The sequence below is a fragment of the Flavobacterium sp. genome, assembly GCF_031381455.1.
Taxonomy (GTDB): Bacteria; Bacteroidota; Bacteroidia; order Flavobacteriales; family Flavobacteriaceae; genus Flavobacterium.
In genome coordinates this window covers 39,485-52,781 of record NZ_JANMXZ010000002.1, presented here as the reverse complement: position 1 = coordinate 52,781, position 13,297 = coordinate 39,485, and the positions used below count along the sequence as shown (strand labels likewise).

Sequence of the window (13,297 nt, the reverse complement as noted above, 5' to 3'; positions counted from 1 at the left end):
TGAAATATTCTATTTTACATAATATAAATTATAGTTCATACAATGTGCGTTTTATGTTTTTAGATATTTTAAGGATAACTTATTGTTTTTGAATAGTATAAACTACCCTTTATAAAGTTATGATTTTAAAAATTATGCTCTCTGAATTTTTTACCAATAGCTAAAGTTAATTTGGTTTTATAATCTTCAATTAGCCATTCGCGATAATTTTTACTCGTTTTACCCAAACATTTTACAAATCGTCTAACGCGACTTTCTATATCATCCGACAATAATTTAGAAAGCATTCTTGCCTGGACTAATTCGGTTGTATTTTCAACACACATTGAAGCATGTTGTAGAATTGATTTTTCCAGAACTTCTTTGGAACGCAAATTTTGTGCAACAACTTTTTTAAACTCTTCTTCAATATCAATGTTTATAACCGCCGTTTTGGCAAACATCTTTCTAATTGAATCTGGCATTACATATTTGAAGTTATTTTCAATTTCGGCATCATCTCTAAGATTTTCTAAATAATATTCAGGCGATCTAAAAATATGCTGCCAATCTACAGGATCATTCCACAAACCAAATCGCAAGGCGTTATTCCCTAAATCGATAACCGTGAAATTATCTTTATGAGGCAATTTTCTGGAACCACGACCAATCATTTGAAAATATAATGTCAGGGATTTTGTGGCACGATTCAATATAATGCTTTCAACTGTTGGCTCATCAAATCCTGTGGTTAAAATTCCAACAGAAGTCAAAATCGCATCCGGAGTCTTTTTAAACCAATGTAAAATATCTTTTCTGTCTTCGACTGATGTTGTATTGTCCAAATGTCTTATTGGGTAACCAGCTTCTCTAAAGGTTTCATAAACATATAAAGACGTGTTGATTCCGTTGTTGAATATTAAAGTCTTTTTTCCTAATGATTTTTCAGTATACGAATGCAATAATTTTTCTTGCATTACCATATTCATATACAAATCATCAGACGATTTAACGGTATAATCACCATTAATTCCAACCTTCAAAGATGTTAATCCAACATCATAACTATAGGTTGTCGCTTTTGCTAAAAACCCTTTGTCTATAAGCGATTGTATCGTATCACCAACAATAAGTTCGCTATAATTATGATGCATTGGCAACTTAATATTGGAACTCAAAGGTGTTGCTGTAACACCAAGTATAAAAGATTTCTTAAACGAACTCATCAATTTTCGAAACGAATTGTAATGAGCTTCGTCAATAATTACCAAACCAACATTGTCAATCAGTAATTTCTCATCGTTCAAACGGTTTTTCAGCGTTTCAACCATCGCCACAAAACAAGAATATTCATCTTGGTCGGGCAATTCTTTGATATTACTGTTGATGATTTTGTTTTTTACATCAAATCCTTTAAGCATTTTAGAAGTTTGCTTACAAAGCTCAATTCGATGTGTTAGCACCACAACTTTTTTGTCGTGTTGCGATAAATAACGTCTAACGATTTCTGAAAAAATTACCGTTTTTCCTCCGCCAGTTGGCAATTGATATAACAAATGATGATCACTTGGTGCGTTATCTAATCGGTCAAAAATTTTGTCAATATCGCCTTTTTGGTAACCGTAGAGTTCCTTTTTTTCTTCAATTTCGTTAATAAAATCTTTTTGAGACATGGCGATTTGTACAATTTTGCAAAAGTACATCTAAAAAAGAGTTATCGCCAAAAATAAATTGGTTATTTAAAAAAATTAATATTCAAAGCGTTCTATTACAGCATTGAATTCATATTGGTTGACCCAATTCTGCTGAATAGTTTCATCCTTTATAGCCACTACTCTACTTTGAAACTCACTTAAAATCCCATGTTCCATCAAAAAACGAATGGTTTGTTGAAAAGAAGTCAACATACTTTTGAAAAATAATTCTTGTTTGACTACTTTTTCAGCAGAAAATGTTTGAGCAATCTCAATGTTGTATAGCATTATATCAGCAATGATGAAAACATCTACGCCAAGTGTTATAAAATGCTTGATGAATTTTTGAGCTACGGAACGTCGCATTTTGGACTTTTTACCTTTGACAGGAAAGTATTCATTGGATATTTTGAACTTCGCTTCACGAACTAATTTATCCTCATTGGGATTAAATACAAAATCATAATAGACTTTTACATCACTGAATTTATTGTATAATTCTATGATTTGCTCTTCTAATTGCTCTTTATTGAGCTCGTTCAAGTATTTTTTTAAATCGCGTTTACTCATAATGACAAATGTAAATTTCTTTATTGTTTATTACCTCATATAATTAATGATATTCATTATTTTTGCAGCATAAATTATAAATCATGACCAAACTTTTCAAGTTTATTGCCATTGCTGAAGGAATTTCATATTTAGTGTTATTTTTTAACATGTTAGTTTTAAAACGTTTAAACCCCGAATTATATAAATCTTTACTATATCCAATTGGTATGGCTCATGGATTGTTATTTATATCGTATGTAATTTTAGCATTTATGATTTGGAAAAATCAAAAGTGGACAATTAAAGAATTTTTAATCGTTCAAGTAGCGTCACTTATTCCGTTTGGGACTTTTTATATTGAAAAAAAATACATTAAACATGCATAAACTAGTTGAGAAATTATTTGGCTGGTGCTATCCTTTGCTCAAAAAACTGGATTTTGGCGAAACTATTTCTGCCTATTTAAGTCTAGCTGTAAATATTTTTATTCTTTCTGTTTTATCCTATGTTATCTATTTGGTTTTCCGATTTGTATTGGTGCGAACCATGATTATTCTTGCTCGAAGAACAAAAACAAAATTTGACGATTTGTTAGTTTCCAATAAAACTGCCAAATATATAGCTCATTTAATTCCGTTGCTCTTTATTTATAAATGTGTTCCTATAATTTTGGAAAACTTTGTGTATTGGGAATCTATTTTCGGAAAACTCGTTGAGATTTACATTGTGCTTTTGAGTTTATGGATTATCAAAACCATTTTTAATGCGCTACGAGATCATTTAAAACTTAATCCAAGATATAGCGACAAACCTATTGATAGTTACATTCAGGTAATTATGATAGTGTTGTGGATTTTTGCTTTTATTTTTGTGGTTTCCAAAATTTTCGACATTACAACCGGAACAATGCTTGGTACTTTTGGAGCTATTTCGGCCATTATCATTTTAATATTCAGAGACACAATTCTCGGTTTTGTAGCTAGTGTACAAGTTTCTTTAAACGACATGGTTCGTATTGGTGATTGGATAACGTTTGACAAATTTGGTGCTGACGGCGATGTAATTGAAATCAATTTGGCCACGGTAAAAGTTAGAAATTTCGATAATACAACGACTACTATTCCAACCTACAGCATGATTTCTGATTCTTTCAGAAACTGGCGTGGCATGTTGAATTCAGACGGACGTCGAATTAAAAGACATATTTTAATCAAAGCAAATAGCATTCGGTTTTTAGATGAAAATGAACTTCAGGAATTAAAAAAAATTCAATTGGTCAGTGATTACATAGATCTTCGTCAAACTGAAATTGATAAGTTTAACAAAACGCATCAAGTGGATAAATCGGTTTTAATCAACGGGAGAAACATGACGAATTTTGGGCTTTTCAGAAAATATATCACCCAATATTTAAGTCAATATCCAGGTTTAAACAAGGATATGATTTTGCTTTGCCGTCAGCTACAGCCAACACCGCAAGGTATTCCGTTAGAAATTTATACTTTTTCCAATGATAAGCGATTTGAAAATTACGAATACATTATGGCCGATATTTTTGACCATATTTTTGCTTCAATTCGTTTTTTTGATTTAGAAATCTATGAATTGCCGTCGGGTAAAAGCGATTTTGTAGGCATTGACTAATCCTCTAATCGGTCTTTAATATACTCGATTTGAGTTTTACCATGAGCTTTAGGCTTTCCGTCACCACCAAGACTAACCATGGTAATACTATCAATGGAAATAATAATTTCTCTTGTCATCATATTTCGAACCTGACAAGTCAATGTGATTGAAGAGTTGCCAAATTTTATCACATCAATTCCAATTTCAACAATATCACCTTGTTTAGCTGAACTTTTAAAATTGATTTCCGACATGTGTTTGGTTACAATTTTGGAATTTTGAAGTTGGATAATAGAATATAAAGCTAATTCTTCATCAATCCAAGCTAACAACCTTCCACCAAACAAAGTATGATTAGGGTTTAAATCTTCAGGTTTTACCCATTTTCTAGTATGGAATCTCATTTTTGCATCTAATTATTGAGTGTAAAAATAATGATTTCAGCATTTGTATGCATTAAAGTGCAAAAAAGTTGATTTTTAATTGTAAAGATTTATATTTGTACCGTTTATAACAAATTATTAATTCTTGAAAATCAAACCATATGAAGAAATGCCTACTAACATTAATAACCCTATTTTGTATTTCGTTGTCGTCTAATGCTCAGAAGGACAGCAAAAAAATCAAGAAGGATTTAGAACTTATTTCTGTAGAACAACAAGACAAAGAGCTTGCAGGGGAATATTTCAACAGATGGAGTATTGAAGCTGATTTTGGACAAGCTAAAGGGTCAAAACCATACACTGATGGCTATTATGCAAACAATCCAAAGAAAGTTTTTGGAGGAATGCCAGTTAACCACGTTGGAGTTGGAGCAAGGTATATGTTTAGCCCAAAATTTGGAATTAAAGCAAATTTCAACTGGGACAACCTTCAAGAACAAAATGGTTCTGGCAGTTTACCATTTCAAATGGAACATATTCAATTTTCATCTGAAGGAGTTATTAATATGATAAGATTATTTGATATCCAAAATCAAGCTAAGCGATTTGGTTTGTTATTCCATTTTGGCTTCCAAGTTTCTCGTATGTCACCTAAAATAGGTCCTTTAGAAGGTCTTCATGAATGGAACGGTGGAGCTGTCGGCGGATTATCACCTCAATTTAGAATATACAAAAACATAAGTGTTTTTGCTGATTTTTCAGTTAACTCTAACCTAAGACAGCATTTTACTTGGGATGGTCGAACTTATTCAGAAGGCGCAAACAACTTGACAGGAAGTTTATCGAGAGTTACATTAGGAGTTTCAGTTGCTCTTGGAAAAGGTAAAATACATGGAGATTGGGCTATCATTCAAGATAAAAATGATATCCGACTTGACTCTCTCAATAACAGAATAGGTGAGATTGAAGAGTTAATGAATGACAGTGATAAAGATGGTGTGCCAGATTATCTTGACGTAGAACAAAATTCAATTGCAGGTGTTGCTGTTGACACCAAAGGTAGAATGGTTGATAAAAACAATAATGGAGTTCCTGATGAGTTAGAGAAATATGTGAATAGTTCTATTACAAATAATAACAACACTGCAACTTCAGCAGCATCTGAAAATGCCATATTGCAACTTATAAACGAAGGTTATATTGCTGCTTATTTTGATACAAATAAATCTCAGCCTAATAGTGCTTCTACTAGCAGCATCGGATTTATATTGAATTACTTAAAAAATAACCCAAGCAAATCTGTTGATATTACCGGTTATGCAGACGAAATAGGAAATAATGAATACAATAACAAGCTAGCTGGTGACAGAGCTCAAAATGTTAAAGCTATCCTAGTAAAAGCTGGAATCAGTGAATCTAGATTGAATATCTTATCATATGGTGAAGACGATTCTGTAGATAAAAAATCAGAATACGCAAGACGTCTAGTTCGCAAAACAGTCTTCAAAATCAAATAATAATTAACAATTAATTATTAATAACTATAATTAACCTCTGTTGAAAAGCAGAGGTTTTTTTTTAACTTTAAAAGAAAAACATGGAAGCTAGAGATACACACGTACTTGAACTTAGAGGTGAAACCTTTGGAACAATCAATAATCAATCTTCAGCTGAGGAAATTTTTCAAAATATGACTCTTCGTCCAATTCTTAAAACGCAAAATGATTTATTCATTCAAGTGTTTATTAATTATGCGATCAAGCAAAAAAATGTCTTTTTTAGCCTGACACCCGAAAAAAAGATGCAATACATAGAAAACGTTATACAACGCGACATAAAGTTCAGAAACTCTTTAAAGGGAATGATAATAGCGCTATTTACATTAGATGAATATGCCGAATACATCCGAATATCTTCTAATTTGAATAAGCGAATGATGAATATGCTTGTTGAGCGGCTGAAAAGTCAAATGCAACTTATAGAGCAATAGTTCCGTAAATTGACAAATATTAAAATCCACATCGTATTTCAAGACATTTATTAAAGATAATTCAATATCTAAATATCTTTAAAAAGTATATCGTAAAACTTAAATTTTTCTCCATTTTTACAGATTTCACAATGTTTTTTTTATTATAATTGTTAAACTAATAGCAATTTATGAAAGAAGAATATTTTAAATGGTATTCACCAAACTTAAATAAAGAAGTCGAAATGCTTGTTTTTGGTCATACTGGTTATCCGGTTATTCTCTTCCCAACTTCTATGGGAAGCTATCATGAAAATAAAGACCAAGGATTGATAGAAAGTGCCCGATGGTATATTGAGCAAGGGTTAATCCAAATATTTTGCCCTTCAAGTATTGACAAGGATAGTTTTTATAATAAAAGTATTCATCCGGTGCATCGGATTCAAAACCATACTTGGTATGACAAAATGCTTTGCCACGAAATCGTTGAACGTATAAAAAACAATACTGGTTCCGGAAAAGTTGCAGTTGCAGGTTGTAGTTTTGGTGGTTATCACGCGGCTAACTTTGCTTTTCGTCATCCAGGATATGTAAGCCATATGTTCTCTCTGAGCGGTGCTTTTAGTATCAAAAGTTTTATGGATGGTCATTGGGATGATGATGTGTTTTATAATAGTCCCGAAGATTATATTCAAGGATTAAGTGACCACGAATTATGGAATATGGATATCGTTCTTGGAACCTCTAATTGGGATATTTGTTTTGATGCAAATCTTAAATTAAGCCGAGTCTTAGCTCAAAGAGATGTTCCACATTGGTTGGATATTAGACAAGATAAAGAACATGATTGGCCAATTTGGAAAGAAATGTTTCCGCACTATTTATCGAGGATAAAGTTTTTTTAAAAGGAATAATAAAACAAAATAAGTATTAAGATTTTAAAATATAAGAAAATGAAAAAGATTGGAATTTTATTTGGTATGGAAGACACCTATCCGCAAGCGTTTATCGACAGAGTAAACTCAAAAGGTGAAAAAGGCATTATTGCCGAAGCGGTTTCCATTGACAAAGTCGTGCAAAATAAAGGTGGCGAATATGCCGTAATCATTGATAGAATTTCACAAGACGTTCCTTTTTATCGTGCTTTTTTGAAGAACGCAGCGCTAACAGGAACAAACGTCATAAACAATCCGTTTTGGTGGAGCGCTGATGATAAATTCTTCAATAACTGTTTGGCTGATACACTTGGTGTTCCACTTCCAAATACTGTTATTCTTCCTTCGGCTGAACATCCGACAGATACGACTTCTAAATCATTTAGAAACTTGAAATATCCAATGGATTGGGAAGGTATTTTTGATTATATAGGTTTTCCAGCTTATATGAAACCATACGCTGGTGGAGGTTGGAAAAATGTATACCGATTAGAAAACAAAGAAGAGTTTTGGCAAAAACACCAGGAAACCGGACAATTAGTAATGCTTTTACAGGAAGAGATTGTGTTTACCGAATATTTCAGAGTGTATTGTTTGGGATGCAAAGATGTTAGAATCATGCAATACGAACCTAGAAATCCACATCACTTAAGATATGTTATTGATGGTCCACCAGTCGATAAAAAATTATTAGCAACTGTTAAAGATTACACTTTACGACTTTGCGAAGGGTTAGGATACGATTTCAATACAGTTGAATTTGCTGTCCGTGACGGAATTCCATATGCTATTGATTTTGGAAACCCTGCTCCTGACGCTGAGTTGACCTCTGTTGGTGCTGAAAATTTTGAATGGGTTGTAGAAGCTTCTGCTAAAATGGCAATCGCTGCTGCTAAAAAACAAAAACCAGGACAAACCAATTTGACTTGGGGAACATTTATTAAAGATTCTGCAGCTCAGAAATAAAAACTCAGTCACTCAGTTACTCAGCAACTTAAAGAAAAGAATGATGACGAAAAAACTACCAATATTCACCCTTGGTGTAGAAGAAGAATATCAAATTATAGATCCGGAAACACGCGATTTACGTTCGCATTTGTCCAAAATTGTAGATGGTGCGAAAATCATTTTAAACGAACAAGTAAAGGCTGAAATGCACCAATCTGTTGTCGAAGTTGGAACCAATATCTGTAAAAATGTTGCTGAAGCCAAAGATGAAATCAAATTTTTGCGCAGCAAGATTGTAGAGTTGGCGGCCAAACAAAACCTCGTCGTTGGCGGAGCAGGAACACATCCGTTTTCTCGTTGGCAGGATCAGCCCATTACAGACGATCCGCGTTATCACCATATCGTAAACGAATTGCAGGATGCCGCGCGTTCCAATTTGATATTTGGAATGCATTGCCATGTCGGAATTGAAAATCGTGAAATCGGGATGCAGTTAATGAACCAGGCGACTTATTTCCTGCCTCATATTTTTGCGTTGTCAACGAACTCCCCTTTTTGGGAAGGAAGAAATACAGGTTATAAATCCTTTAGAACCAAAGTGTTTGACAAATTTCCACGAACTGGCTTACCAGAATATTTTGATTCTGTTGCTTCCTATGATAACTATCTGGAAACTTTGGTAAAAACCAATTGCATTGACAATCCAAAGAAAATCTGGTGGGATTTACGCCTGCATCCTTTTTATGACACCATTGAATTCCGTATTTGCGATATGAGCCTGACGGTTGACGAAACGATGTGCATTGTAGCCATTATTCAGGCTATTGTTGCCAAATTATATAAATTGACTGTGGCAAATACCAGTTTCAACATCTATAGGATTGCCTTAATCAAAGAGAATAAATTCCGTGCCGCCCGTTACGGAATCGACAATCATATGATTGATTTTGGATTACAGAAAGAAGTCGAAACCAAGTGCCTTATTATTGAATTATTGGAGTTCATTGATGATGTTGTTGATGAATTGGGGAGCCGTGATCAAATTAATTATGTCCATACAATGATGAAAGAAGGAACCGGTGCTGATAAGCAATTGGCAGTTTTTGAGCAAACTCAGGATTTGACCAAAGTTGTCGATTTGATTACTGATGAATTTACAAGAGGATTATAATTGAAAAAGTTATATTTGCACAACCAAATCATTAAAAAATGAGTCAGCAAATTCGCATCGCAGTTTTAGATATGTACAACGGAGAACCTAATCAGGGAATGCGTTGTATCATTGATATTATCAATAGGTTTAACCAAATTGTAACCTTTCATATATTCGATATTCGTGGAAAAAGTGAATTCCCGAACATTGAAAAATTCGATATTTATATTTCTACCGGCGGACCCGGAAACCCTTTGGAAGGTGATGGTAACTGGGATTTGAAATACTATGATTTTATTGACCAATTGGCTAATTGGAACAAAGAACAAAAAGTTAAAAAACATGTTTTGTTTATTTGCCATTCGTTTCAAATGGCGTGCTACCACTTTGGCTTAGCCGAAATCACAAAAAGAAAATCCACTTCATTTGGCGTGATGACGATTCACAAAACAGAAGAAGGATTGACCGACCCAATTTTGGAAGGCCTGCAAAGTCCTTTCTACGCAATTGACAGTCGCGATTATCAGGTGGTGCAGCCAAAATTGAGTATTTTTAAGAAAAAAGGCGCACAAATTATAGCGCTTGAAAAAATCAGAAGTTACAGGGAATACGAGCGCGCCATAATGGGCGTTCGGTTTACAGAACAATTTGTCGGATTGCAATTCCATCCCGAAGCTGATGCCTTAAGTTTTATTGCCAATTTAAAAAATGCAGAAAGACGCGAAAAAATCATTGCCATGAAAGGAAAATCAAGGTTCCGTGATATGTTGGAAGATTTATTGGATGAAGATAAAATCTATAAAACAAACGAAACCATTATTCCAAACTTCCTGCGTATTGCCATCAATGATTTGATTAAAACCAGAAAGATTTTATCTAATTAGTATCAAGTAGTGAGTATTAAGTACAAAGACTTTTTTGACATCTTAATACTTAATACTTCCATCTTAATACTTAAAAAATGAATCCAAAATACAGAAGCCTTTTCAACCAAAACTTCACTACTGAAAAATACGATGCTTTTATTAAAGACATCACTTCTGATTTTGATTACGCAGTAACGTTCCGTATTGGGGAAACTCCTTTTTTTATTCCGAATGAATTAAAAGAACAATTGCTTGAAGGCTGTCAGCAGGTAATTGATTTTATTCAGAGAGAAGACTTCAAAACTCTTACTGACAGAGCCTTGGAGCTCAACAGGAAAGTTCCAAACGAAGATAACCACACCACATTTTTAGCTATCGATTTCGGGATTTGTGAAGAAGATGGAGTAATTGTTCCCAAGCTTATTGAAGTGCAGGGTTTTCCGTCCTTGTTTAATTTCCAGAATCATTTGTCTCAAAAATTTGTCAGCCACTACCCTTTTCTTTCCGAACTGACACCTTTTCTGAACGGATTAACCCAGGAAAGCTATTTGGCATTAATCGAAGAAGTGATTTGTAACAATCATCCGAAAGAAAATGTAATTCTGCTGGAAGTTGAACCCGAAAAGCAAAACACCAAGATTGATTTCTATTATTGCCATCGCGATATAGGAATCCCGATAGTTTGCGTAACGGATTTGTACCAAAAAGGAAAACAACTGTTTTATAAAAAGGAGAATGGCGAAGAAGTTTTGGTAAAGCGCATTTATAACCGGGTAATTTTTGACGAACTGGATTTGCGAACCGATTTGAAACTGAATTTTGATTTCTCTAATGATTATGATGTGGAATGGGCTGGACATCCAAATTGGTTTTTCAGAATTAGTAAATTTATTTTACCGTATTTGAAAGGAAAATATTTTATAGAAACTACTTTACTTTCCGACTTAAAAGAAATTCCATCTGATTTGGAAAATTATGTATTGAAACCTTTATTCTCCTTCTCCGGAAGCGGCGTTATTTTTCATGTAAAACGTGAAGATATTGAAGCTGTAAAAGAAAAAGATTTATACATACTTCAGAAAAAGGTAAACTACAAACCAATCATTCAATCGCCGGATGGAAAAGTCAAAGCCGAAGTTCGATTACTTGCTGTTTGGAAAAAAGATTCGTCTTCACCTACTCTAGTCACTAACTTGGTTCGTTTAAGCCGTGGTGAAATGATTGGCGTTAAATTCAATAAAGACAAAGATTGGGTTGGCGGAACGGTTGGAATGTTTGAAAAGTAAGCTTTTGTTTCACAGAGATGCACAGAGTAGAATTGAGCTTCACAGAGAATTTTAAAATATTCATAGCTAGCTTAAATACTGTTTCTTAATCTCCAAAAAGCGCTTTTCAGAATTTACCAATTCAGAAACAACTTCCTTTCTCAAAACATCTAAATCATCATATTTTAAATACTTTGCCCAATTGGTTTCAGTTAAAACTTGTTTGATGGTTTGTATTGTTTTCGCAGTTTCTTTAGCATTTCGCAAGATTACTTTTTCCTGATTTTCCAAGCTTAGTTTATGATAGAAATTGACTTCCTTCTCTTCAAAATCTACTTTGATAAAAAACAATTTTGAAGTATTATCATTGGAATAAAAATCAATCCATTTGGCATAGCCAACAATCGTATTTTGGTTTTTAAACTGTGCTAACGGAATTAATCTCCAATGACAATTGGCGACTCTTCCCCAATGATTAGAAATGCGGAACAATCCTTCTTTAGTAAAGATATACTCACTTCCGGATTGACTTTTGTAGTTTTTTTTTAAGTCGCTAATTTCACTAAATAGCACTTCTTTCCAAATACAAAAAGTGTACGAATGAAAGTTGAGTTTGTTATAGGTTTTAGTTGCCATAATTTTTTACCGCAGATTCGCAGATTAAAATATAAACAAATAATCTGCGAATCTGCGGTTGATTTTGTTTAATGCAATTTCTTAACTGCTTCTTGATGAGCAACAGTAGCAAAGTCTTTTATTAATCGCTCGGCATAATTATCTAACAATTCAAGAATGCGGGCATTGCTATCGCTTTTTACAATCAAACCGGCATGATAATCTAATGGCACACGGAAACAAACTTCTTCGTCATCAAATCCCGATAAATCAGGATGTTCAAACTTGGAAAGCGTTAATACAATTCCGGCAAATTCCTTTTTGATAGTTGGTAATTTATAGTCTTTGGCTTTAGCTAAACAATCTTCAATTTTTGCCCATTCACCCCAAAGATTTACACCCGAAGCTGCATCGACCATTTCGGCAAGATGTGCGCCACCAACACGTGATGCCGTTTCTAAGAAATAGATTTTACCATCATCATTGCACTTGATAAACTCCGTATGATTGGCACCATGCATCATTCCGAAAGCTTTTAGTACCTGTTGGTTTACTTTCTTGATTTCCTTATCATCTTTGGAATCGTATGGAATATTGGCACTTCTGAAAATTCCGCCACCTTGAGAGATTTCCATTGGTGTCGCTAGATATTGTGAGGTAATCGAAAACACTGATTTTCCTTTCCAATTTAAGCCATCACAATGATACACTGCGCCAGGTTTGAATTGTTCTACCAAATATTTTAATCGATTTGTATCTCCCAATTCATGAATTTTTTGCCACAATTCATCTTTAGAATGGACTTTCATAATACCTGAAGCCGAAGCTTCTGAACGTGGCTTTAAGACCCATGGTGGCGAAACAGTATCCGCAAACTGATTGATTTCTTCATCATTAAACAAAGAACTAAACGCCGGAATCTGAATACCAGCATCTTTGGCTCTCATTCGCATAGCAAGTTTATCACGGAAATATCTTCCTGTGGTTTGTCCCATTCCGTCAATTCTGAGGTTTTCTCTAAGGTAAGCTGCTTTTTCTACATCAAAATCATCTAAAGCAACAATAGCATCAATCTTCTTATGACGCATTAAATTTCCAACACCTGCAAGCAATTCTTCTAAATTCCAATCAACGTCTTGTCCCGGCATAAAAAAGATTTCATCAATATAATCAAATGCCCAGGGTTTTTCACGTAGTTTTTCAGAGGTAATGAGATAGACACGATTACCTTGCTTTTTTAGGCTGATTAAAAAATCATTTCCTTTGAAATAATTCGAAATACAAATGAAGTTCTTAGTAACATTTTCCATAC

Annotated in this window: 14 protein-coding genes; 9 read left to right on the top strand and 5 right to left on the bottom strand. The window is 33.8% G+C overall.

Going from position 1 to position 13,297, the window contains the following annotated elements; genetic code table 11:
• Positions 1-125: 125 nt before the first annotated feature.
• Together RMN97_RS00335 and RMN97_RS00330 are read right to left on the bottom strand one after the other, a co-directional pair.
• Positions 126-1,682 (bottom strand): DEAD/DEAH box helicase family protein, encoded by a 1,557-nt coding sequence (locus tag RMN97_RS00335; protein WP_309612529.1) that lies wholly within the window; start codon positions 1,680-1,682, stop codon positions 126-128.
• Between the two features lie 45 nt (positions 1,683-1,727).
• Positions 1,728-2,243 (bottom strand): DUF6155 family protein, encoded by a 516-nt coding sequence (locus tag RMN97_RS00330; protein ID WP_309612528.1) that lies wholly within the window; start codon positions 2,241-2,243, stop codon positions 1,728-1,730.
• Positions 2,244-2,326: 83 nt separating this feature from the next.
• On the opposite strand from RMN97_RS00330, the gene RMN97_RS00325 reads away from it, so the two are divergent.
• Together RMN97_RS00325 and RMN97_RS00320 are read left to right on the top strand one after the other, a co-directional pair.
• Entirely contained in the window at positions 2,327-2,611 is a 285-nt protein-coding gene (locus RMN97_RS00325; protein ID WP_309612527.1) for a DUF3817 domain-containing protein, read from the top strand.
• The gene (locus RMN97_RS00320) at positions 2,604-3,869 is read left to right on the top strand and encodes a mechanosensitive ion channel domain-containing protein (protein WP_309612526.1); all 1,266 of its coding nucleotides are present in this window, start codon (positions 2,604-2,606) and stop codon (positions 3,867-3,869) included. The genes RMN97_RS00325 and RMN97_RS00320 overlap by 8 nt, the downstream gene beginning before the upstream one ends.
• On the opposite strand, the gene RMN97_RS00315 is transcribed toward RMN97_RS00320, so the two are convergent.
• Complete coding sequence (locus RMN97_RS00315; protein WP_309612525.1) at positions 3,866-4,255, bottom strand: hotdog domain-containing protein; 390 nt, start codon at positions 4,253-4,255, stop codon at positions 3,866-3,868. The genes RMN97_RS00320 and RMN97_RS00315 overlap by 4 nt on opposite strands.
• 140 nt (positions 4,256-4,395) lie before the next feature.
• Between RMN97_RS00315 and RMN97_RS00310 the strand changes: the two genes are divergently transcribed.
• The 7 genes from RMN97_RS00310 to RMN97_RS00280 all read left to right on the top strand — a co-directional run bounded on the left by RMN97_RS00310 (position 4,396) and on the right by RMN97_RS00280 (position 11,391).
• Positions 4,396-5,751 carry an OmpA family protein gene (locus RMN97_RS00310; RefSeq protein ID WP_309612524.1) on the top strand — a complete coding sequence of 452 codons (1,356 nt, stop codon included), beginning with the start codon at positions 4,396-4,398 and terminating at the stop codon, positions 5,749-5,751.
• A gap of 80 nt (positions 5,752-5,831) precedes the next feature.
• Positions 5,832-6,224: a glyoxalase gene (locus RMN97_RS00305; RefSeq protein WP_309612523.1), complete on the top strand. Its 393-nt coding sequence runs from the start codon at positions 5,832-5,834 to the stop codon at positions 6,222-6,224.
• A 170-nt stretch (positions 6,225-6,394) separates the two neighbouring features.
• Positions 6,395-7,108, top strand: a complete 714-nt coding sequence (locus RMN97_RS00300; RefSeq protein ID WP_309612522.1) for an alpha/beta fold hydrolase — start codon at positions 6,395-6,397, stop codon at positions 7,106-7,108.
• Positions 7,109-7,156: 48 nt separating this feature from the next.
• Entirely contained in the window at positions 7,157-8,104 is a 948-nt protein-coding gene (locus tag RMN97_RS00295; protein WP_309612521.1) for a hypothetical protein, read from the top strand.
• A 43-nt stretch (positions 8,105-8,147) separates the two neighbouring features.
• On the top strand, positions 8,148-9,257 hold the full coding sequence (locus RMN97_RS00290; RefSeq protein WP_309612520.1) for a carboxylate-amine ligase: 1,110 nt from the start codon (positions 8,148-8,150) through the stop codon (positions 9,255-9,257).
• A 38-nt stretch (positions 9,258-9,295) separates the two neighbouring features.
• On the top strand, positions 9,296-10,123 hold the full coding sequence (locus RMN97_RS00285) for a glutamine amidotransferase-related protein (protein ID WP_309612519.1): 828 nt from the start codon (positions 9,296-9,298) through the stop codon (positions 10,121-10,123).
• Positions 10,124-10,200: 77 nt separating this feature from the next.
• Positions 10,201-11,391 carry a hypothetical protein gene (locus RMN97_RS00280; RefSeq protein ID WP_309612518.1) on the top strand — a complete coding sequence of 397 codons (1,191 nt, stop codon included), beginning with the start codon at positions 10,201-10,203 and terminating at the stop codon, positions 11,389-11,391.
• A 66-nt stretch (positions 11,392-11,457) separates the two neighbouring features.
• Here the strand turns inward: RMN97_RS00280 and RMN97_RS00275 are convergent, their stop codons facing one another.
• Together RMN97_RS00275 and RMN97_RS00270 are read right to left on the bottom strand one after the other, a co-directional pair.
• Positions 11,458-12,006, bottom strand: coding sequence for a hypothetical protein (locus tag RMN97_RS00275; protein WP_309612517.1), 549 nt, complete (start codon positions 12,004-12,006; stop codon positions 11,458-11,460).
• Positions 12,007-12,074: 68 nt separating this feature from the next.
• Positions 12,075-13,295 (bottom strand): ATP-grasp domain-containing protein, encoded by a 1,221-nt coding sequence (locus RMN97_RS00270; protein WP_309612516.1) that lies wholly within the window; start codon positions 13,293-13,295, stop codon positions 12,075-12,077.
• Positions 13,296-13,297 lie beyond the last annotated feature (2 nt).

What these genes read in the sequence shown, in the direction of transcription:
- RMN97_RS00295 (WP_309612521.1), top strand. Translation starts at nt 7,157, where the DNA reads ATGAAAAAGATTGGAATTTTATTTGGTATGGAAGACACCTATCCGCAA.
- RMN97_RS00270 (WP_309612516.1), bottom strand. Translation starts at nt 13,295, where the DNA reads ATGGAAAATGTTACTAAGAACTTCATTTGTATTTCGAATTATTTCAAA.
- RMN97_RS00320 (WP_309612526.1), top strand. Translation starts at nt 2,604, where the DNA reads ATGCATAAACTAGTTGAGAAATTATTTGGCTGGTGCTATCCTTTGCTC.
- RMN97_RS00275 (WP_309612517.1), bottom strand. Translation starts at nt 12,006, where the DNA reads ATGGCAACTAAAACCTATAACAAACTCAACTTTCATTCGTACACTTTT.
- RMN97_RS00325 (WP_309612527.1), top strand. Translation starts at nt 2,327, where the DNA reads ATGACCAAACTTTTCAAGTTTATTGCCATTGCTGAAGGAATTTCATAT.
- RMN97_RS00300 (WP_309612522.1), top strand. Translation starts at nt 6,395, where the DNA reads ATGAAAGAAGAATATTTTAAATGGTATTCACCAAACTTAAATAAAGAA.
- RMN97_RS00285 (WP_309612519.1), top strand. Translation starts at nt 9,296, where the DNA reads ATGAGTCAGCAAATTCGCATCGCAGTTTTAGATATGTACAACGGAGAA.
- RMN97_RS00315 (WP_309612525.1), bottom strand. Translation starts at nt 4,255, where the DNA reads ATGAGATTCCATACTAGAAAATGGGTAAAACCTGAAGATTTAAACCCT.
- RMN97_RS00290 (WP_309612520.1), top strand. Translation starts at nt 8,148, where the DNA reads ATGACGAAAAAACTACCAATATTCACCCTTGGTGTAGAAGAAGAATAT.
- RMN97_RS00310 (WP_309612524.1), top strand. Translation starts at nt 4,396, where the DNA reads ATGAAGAAATGCCTACTAACATTAATAACCCTATTTTGTATTTCGTTG.
- RMN97_RS00280 (WP_309612518.1), top strand. Translation starts at nt 10,201, where the DNA reads ATGAATCCAAAATACAGAAGCCTTTTCAACCAAAACTTCACTACTGAA.
- RMN97_RS00305 (WP_309612523.1), top strand. Translation starts at nt 5,832, where the DNA reads ATGGAAGCTAGAGATACACACGTACTTGAACTTAGAGGTGAAACCTTT.
- RMN97_RS00330 (WP_309612528.1), bottom strand. Translation starts at nt 2,243, where the DNA reads ATGAGTAAACGCGATTTAAAAAAATACTTGAACGAGCTCAATAAAGAG.
- RMN97_RS00335 (WP_309612529.1), bottom strand. Translation starts at nt 1,682, where the DNA reads ATGTACTTTTGCAAAATTGTACAAATCGCCATGTCTCAAAAAGATTTT.